Annotated in this window: 5 protein-coding genes; all 5 read right to left on the bottom strand. The window is 33.5% G+C overall.

All coding sequences use genetic code 11. The features are described from left to right. Positions 1 to 25: 25 nt before the first annotated feature. Positions 26 to 652: a LysE family translocator gene (locus DM800_RS11510; RefSeq protein ID WP_088608654.1), complete on the bottom strand. Its 627-nt coding sequence runs from the start codon at positions 650 to 652 to the stop codon at positions 26 to 28. Between the two features lie 234 nt (positions 653 to 886). Further along, positions 887 to 1,966 (bottom strand): non-hemolytic enterotoxin NHE subunit C, encoded by a 1,080-nt coding sequence (gene nheC / locus DM800_RS11505; protein WP_147786879.1) that lies wholly within the window; start codon positions 1,964 to 1,966, stop codon positions 887 to 889. Positions 1,967 to 2,073: 107 nt separating this feature from the next. Beyond that, the gene (nheB, locus tag DM800_RS11500) at positions 2,074 to 3,282 is read right to left on the bottom strand and encodes a non-hemolytic enterotoxin NHE subunit B (protein ID WP_087982994.1); all 1,209 of its coding nucleotides are present in this window, start codon (positions 3,280 to 3,282) and stop codon (positions 2,074 to 2,076) included. Between the two features lie 31 nt (positions 3,283 to 3,313). Beyond that, a complete protein-coding gene (nheA, locus tag DM800_RS11495) occupies positions 3,314 to 4,474 on the bottom strand; it encodes a non-hemolytic enterotoxin NHE subunit A (RefSeq protein WP_048543258.1) in 1,161 nt (386 codons plus the stop codon). A gap of 593 nt (positions 4,475 to 5,067) precedes the next feature. After that, positions 5,068 to 6,894 (bottom strand): APC family permease, encoded by a 1,827-nt coding sequence (locus DM800_RS11490; protein ID WP_048543259.1) that lies wholly within the window; start codon positions 6,892 to 6,894, stop codon positions 5,068 to 5,070. Between the last annotated feature and the right edge of the window lie 41 nt (positions 6,895 to 6,935).

Here is a 6,935-nt window from a genome sequence, read left to right as displayed (position 1 = left end):
TTTATTTCTCTTTTCATTTACATATTTATTTTTGGAAAAACAATCTAACTCCAAATACTAATAATACCGCGCCTGTAATACCCTCTATTGTACGGTTCACTCTTTCTTTTCTTAAAAAAGTTCTTAATTGACGTATGAGTGAGATATAAAGTAAATACCATATTGCTGTCAAAGTCGTAAATGTGACTCCTAATAATAGAAATTGTAGGAAATGATTTTGATTACTTACAATAAATTGGGGTAAAAAACTAAGGAAAAACACAGCGGTTTTTGGGTTTAAAATTGCCGTAGTAAATCCTTGTCTAAAGCTTTTAATTGCCCCAATATCCTTAGAGTACATTTCTACTGAACCTGACATATCTTCTTTTTTATGTAAGGCACTTTTAATTGACTTTACAGCTAAGTAAATTAAATAAAAAGCCCCAGCATATTTTATAAATGTAAATAACATAGCAAATTTCATTAGGATGGCAGAGAGTCCTAGCGTAGCCATTATTGTATGAATCATCATTCCAGATATCGTTCCTAACACAGTCTTTATCCCACCATTTTTACCATGCGAGATAGTGTTTTTTGTAACTAGTGCAAAACCAGGACCAGGCATTATTATGATTAGCATTGCTGTAAGAATAAATAATAGATAATTTTCCATGTTCTAGTATTTCCTTTCCAATTTTTAATTTTACTTACAGTATAGCTTTTTTCATTAAAACATTAAATATAAAAAGCTTGATCAGAAGTATATTTAGGTTATTAGTATCGATTTGATTAAACATTACCCCAAAGCTACATTAATAAAAAAACACAGCAAATTTATATATTAAATTACAAGTCCACCTCTCACAAAAAACAGGATAAAAAATAAACAGCAGAACTAGTCCACTGTTTACTTCGCCACGCCTTCATGTAATTTTTCTGTATAATCTTTTACATCTTTCCAGCTATCTTTCGCTGTATGTAAATCTTCTTTTATGAAGGTAAATTCTTCAGGGCTGATTCCTTTTACGTTTTGCAGTAAATTATTATACTTTGCCCCTACTGTATACCATTGATTTGATATATTTTGCAATGCTGTAATTGCTGCATCAATTGTTTCAGTCATATTTGTTGTTTTATTTTTTACATCTGTCAATATTGCCACTTCAGCTTGTGCGCCAGAAATTCTATCTTTTAAATTGGAGATTTCTCTTTCTGCATTTGCGATATCTTTTTTCGCAATCGCAATCATCGGTCCGCCAGCAAGACATGTTATTAGTGCTACGCAAAGTACGCCACCAGCAATGACCATATCATTACTCTTTTTGATTGAATCGTTATATGTATTTATTTGTTGCTCTAGAGCCGGAATGCCAGCATTCGTACTTGCTAAAATTGCTGTTAATTGATTTGTATCCTCTTTAAAACTATTTGTGTCTTTCGCCATTCTGTCGCGAAAAGCTTTCAAATCCCCTAATAATACATCTACCTCATTTTGATTCTTTACAATATCCGCATACAACTTTTCTAAATCCGCTTTTAATTTTCCACTATCCTTTTGTTCAATCGCTACTAGCATGCTATTATAATACGCTTGAAAAGTATTATTGTAATTAATAATATTTTGATCTGTTTTCATAATTTGAGGCTTCATATAATTTAACCAATACGCTGCGTTAATTTTTGCATCTCTTTGGTGCTGAATCATATTTCCTTTAAACTCACTATTAATGGAACTTATTTTACTCAAATCAGTCTCTTGCTGATTTTGAATTAATTTTGCATATGAATCCATTGCAAATATGCTCGATGTCGTTTGCGCCATAACATCTTGGAATCCAGCTGGCCCTAGCGAATAATTTTCCGCACTTTCTTGCAATGTTTTTACGTTTTGTTCTGCTGCAAAAGGATGTAAAGGAAATGCGTTACTTGTTGCCACTCCAGCAATCATTAACATTAAAAGACATTTTTTATAAAATCGTTTCTGCATACTTTTCACCTATCTTCTTTATAAGGGTATAAAAAGCTCCTGCTCACAACTGAACAGGAGCTTCAAATCACTCATCAATACTTAACGCTCTAACGATTCGTATCCGATTATGCTTTTTTCGTATCTACTACTTTAATATCTTCAGCATAAATCTTTTCTGCATAGTCTTTAATGTTTTTCCAGCTATCTTTCGCAATGTTTAAATCTTCTTTAATGAAAACAAGGTCGTTTGGACTAATTGAATCTACATTTTGAAGTAAAGAATTGTATTTTGATCCCATTGTGTACCATTGGTTTGAAATGTTTTGCAACGCTGTAATTGCAGTATCAATTGTATTTGTTAAATACTCCGTTTGTGTTTTAATGTTCGTTAACCCAGCTACTTCTAATTGAGCAGTTGTAACTTGTCCTGTTATTTTTTGAATTTCAGCTTGTGCATTATCAAGTTCTTTCTTCGCTAATACGATTCCAGCTGTACCACCGCCTACAGCTGCGGCACCACCTGCAATTAATGCGACTCCTAGCGGCGTTCCTGCACCTGTAGCAATAACTACTGCACCACCGATAATTGCAATTGGTCCTAGTGCTGTTGCAACAGATGAACCGATAATAATTGCATTATATTTACTAATTGCTTCATTGTACGTTGTAATTTGATTTTGCAGAAGCGGAATTCCAGCATCTTGACTAGCTAATATAGATGTAATTTGATTTGCATCACCTTTAAAGTTTTGCGTATCGGACGTCATTTTGTTTCGGAATTTTTTTAAGTCTTCTACTAACTGATCTACTTGCGCTTTATTTTCATTAATACTACTTGATAATCTAGTTAACCCTTTCGTAAGAGTCGCTTTATCCTTCGAATCCACCGCAGCAACTAACGTATCATAATAGTTTTGGAATTTCGTATTGTAGTTAATGATATTTTGATTCGTTGAAATAAGCTGCGGCTTTAATACATCTAACCATTGTTTCGCATTTCCTCTAGCTGTATCCTGGTGCTGAATTACTTTCCCTTTTAGAGCCGTATCAACAGAGGATACATTACCAAAGTTAACATTCCCTTGTTTAATAATTGTTAAAGCGTACAGATCCATTACTAAAGCGTTTGAACCTGTTCTTTCCATTGCATCTTTTAGGCCTTCTGGTCCTAATGAGTATTCTTCATAGTCATTATAAGCTTTTGCTACCGCATGAATTGGAGCTTGTTTCACTGTACTTTCAGCTGCATACGTATGAGCTGGCATGATATTTCCTGCTGCAAATACTGCCATAAGTGCTGATAGAGCCATTACTTTATAAGGTTTTTTTGTCATTTTTCTTCTCTCCCTATATCGTTACTTATTTTTAATGTACTTCAACGTTTGTAACGTAATCTTCAAATTGATTCGTTTGTTTATTCATTTCATCACTTACTTTTTTAATTTGATTGAAATGTTTTTGAAGTAAACTACTGTCTGTATACGTGCCTTCTTCAACATTCTTTTGAATTTGGATCATATTACTGTTTAAAACTTTCCAATCCGTTATTAGCGTTTCTAAAGTTGAAATTTGGCGATTAATTAGTTCTGTAAAGCTACTTACTTGATCTTCAACAAACGTAATTTGAGTCGCCTCTGCTTCAGTTTGTGATAACTTTTGAATAAGTGGTAATAGCTCTTTTTGCTTTTGCTGAATACGAAGAGCCGCTTCTCTCGTTTGGCTATCTGCAGCATTTACAATTTCATTACTTAAAGTACCGATAGAAACGAAATCAATTGTTTTCGTTTGCGCAGTTTGATTTGTAATTGTAAATACTTGTTTACCGATATTAATAGAACCTTTAATAATTTCTTGCGGTCTATTCAAAATAGTCGTTAATTCCGCTTGGATTTCTCCTTGAATTCTTTTAATATCTTCTCTTAATTTCACAATATCTCCACTTGATCCTTGCAGTGTTTTTATTGCTTCATCAGCTTTAAGTGATAAGTTGCTACTATCTTTGTCTAATACCGTTTTAAATCGATTTAACTCTAATAAATCTTGCTCCATACTCTCTTGGATGCTTTGTACTTGCAATTGTAATTTTCCATATGCATTTGTAAAATCTGCTTTTGCCTGTTCATCTTCATTGACGTTTCCTGCTAGTTCATAGAGCTTACTATAATAACTATTAAATCTAGTACTATATCTCATCATCTCTTGATTTAAGTCGATTAGCTTCGGATTATATTCATCAATCCACTCTCTTACATTTGCCTTTGCAAACTTTTGATGATTCGTCAAACTACTCATCGCATTCACCTTAATGTCTGGCTGCTGTAAAATCACTAGTCCATATGCTTGTATAAGCGGTGACTGTGATCCTAACATTCTAATTGAATTGGATAATGTATTTGGAGCAATTACATTTTGTGCATATACTGTTTTCACTTCTGTTTGCCCTTCCTTAGCGTAAGCGCTTACAGGAATAAAACAACTCGTAGATACCGCTGTAACCAATAACCCTGTAATTAAAGTCTTTTTCACTTTAACTCCTCCTATGTATTAGCAACTATTACTATCGCATTTTATTATTCTATTTTCTTGCATATAGTTTGAGATGGTTAAAATAGAGAACGTTCTCACCGCGATCCATGTACGAACCACCTCTCCCAACTTTTATTGCTACAGTACTTACTTATTGTTATAAAACATTTCATATGTGATTAGTATGAATAATATTGTATAAAATTTCTATTTTATAGCCATTCTCACATTCACACAGTGAATATATTACATAAAAATATTATTCATTTTAAACTAAATAACGTACGTAAATATGAAATTCCGTTTTGTTTTCATGTAAGTTTTGTACTGTAAGGTCATTTAAACACAGCTATTTATATAACGTAAAGAAGTATTTTCATTCCCTTTATTTTCAAGCTTTCCTGTCCTTATTTCAAAATATAATCCACTTCACTTTTTCAATTGAAATATCCATATATCACAACAAAAACCTCTACTTATTCATAGATACAAAAATTATATTGATATATATTTCAGACCCATATGCAATTATGCATAGTGTATACACAAAAAGGATAGCTTCACTTTCGTAAAGCTATCCTTAAAAAATCTTCTTACTTTTTCAAATGATATGGAACTGTCGTAATAACAACATTTCTTTTATAGAGTAAATACGCACGAATGAGTAAACTAGACTGATTATGAAGAATGTTATGCCAACCTTTTTTCGGAATGAACTGTGGTATAACGACAGTAACTCGGTAATTTGACTCACTCGCTTTATATTGTACTGTATCAATAAACTTTGTTAGTGGCTGAATAATACTTCTATAATGAGAATGTAAGGTAACAAGCCTTACTTCAGGTTGCCACTTCTTCCATTTCTCTTCAAATTTCTTTTCCTCTTCTCTGTCAAAAGCAACATATACAGCAATAACTTGATCTGCCGAAAGAGCCTTCGCATAGTTCAATGAATTTTCTACTACATGCGTCATACCAGCTACAGGAACAACAATTACATTTCCCTCAATTGGAACAAGTGGCTCACAAGTTTTTAAACTTAATTGATCACCCACTGCATCGTAATGCTTCTTAATTCTATGGAACAAGAAGATGATGGCAGGTAAGAAAATAAGGATTGACCAAACTTGTGCGAACTTAGTTAAAAAGAACATACTCATTACAATAAAACTAATGACTGCACCAACTAAATTGACCGTTAATCTCAAAGCCCATCCTTCAGGTTTGTCACGAAGCCATTTTAATACCATCCCCGTTTGAGAGAGTGTAAACGGAATAAATACACCTACTGCATATAACGGAATTAAATGTTCTGTTTGCCCTTGGAAAGCTACAATTAAAATAATCGAAGCAATTCCAAGTATAATAATACCGTTTGAGTAACCTAGGCGGTCTCCTCTAATCGTAAACATTCTCGGTATGAATTTGTCTTTTGCAAGGTTAACTGCTAATAGTGGGAATGCAGAATACCCTGTGTTAGCAGCAAGAATTAATATTAAAGCAGTTGTACCCTGTATAAAATAGTACATGAAATTACGTCCAAAAGTTTGTTCAGCAATTTGTGAAACAACTGTTACTTCCTTACTTGGATTAATTCCGTAATAATAAGCTAAGAAAACAATTCCTGAAAATAAAACTGCAAGTAATGCCCCCATTGCGAGCAATGTTTTCGCTGCATTGTTAGGTGCAGGATCCTTAAAGTTTGGAATTGCGTTAGATATTGCCTCAACACCCGTTAAAGCAGAGCTTCCTGAAGCAAATGCTCGTAACAGTAAAAATAAACTAATTCCTGCAACTGGTGTTCCAATCGGTGAATGTAATGTCGGTGAAACTTGACCAGTTATAATATTATAAATACCTACACCAATTAATATAAAGAGTGCTAAAACGAATAAATAAACAGGATATGCTAAAACGGAAGCTGATTCCGTTACCCCTCTTAAATTTAAAATAGTAATCAATATAACAAATATAATCGCAATGATTACATTATGTGCATGTAAACTAGGGAAAGCTGATGTAAGCGCATCTGTACCTGCTGATACACTTACTGCAACAGTTAAAATATAATCAACTAATAAAGATCCTCCAGCTATTAACCCTGGATTCATCCCTAAATTTTCTTTTGATACTACGTATGCGCCCCCGCCGTGCGGATAAGCAAAAATAATTTGTCGATAAGATAAAATAAGGGCTGTCAATAATACTAATACCCCAACAGCGATAGGAATAGAATACCAATAAGCTACTGCTCCTAGGCCTGCTAGTGCGATTAATATTTGCTCTGGTCCGTATGCGACCGATGACAATGCGTCAGAAGATAAAATGGCTAGCGCCTTCGTTTTATTAAGCTTTTGCTCTCCTAACTCAGTTGATTTTAACGGCCTTCCAATTAAAAACCTTTTGATTGATGAAACCACTGCTGTCCACTCTCCAATAATTTTGTACGAACTTTTCTGCT

This window comes from Bacillus sp. AY18-3 (assembly GCF_008042305.1).
GTDB classification, from domain to species: Bacteria; Bacillota; Bacilli; order Bacillales; family Bacillaceae_G; genus Bacillus_A; species Bacillus_A wiedmannii.
Note: the sequence above shows the minus strand (reverse complement) of the source record. Positions and strands in the feature narration are given on the sequence as shown.

Bases quoted from the DNA above. Each gene is read 5' to 3' on its own strand.
- DM800_RS11510 (WP_088608654.1), bottom strand. From the start codon at position 652: ATGGAAAATTATCTATTATTTATTCTTACAGCAATGCTAATCATAATA.
- nheC (WP_147786879.1), bottom strand. From the start codon at position 1,966: ATGCAGAAACGATTTTATAAAAAATGTCTTTTAATGTTAATGATTGCT.
- nheB (WP_087982994.1), bottom strand. From the start codon at position 3,282: ATGACAAAAAAACCTTATAAAGTAATGGCTCTATCAGCACTTATGGCA.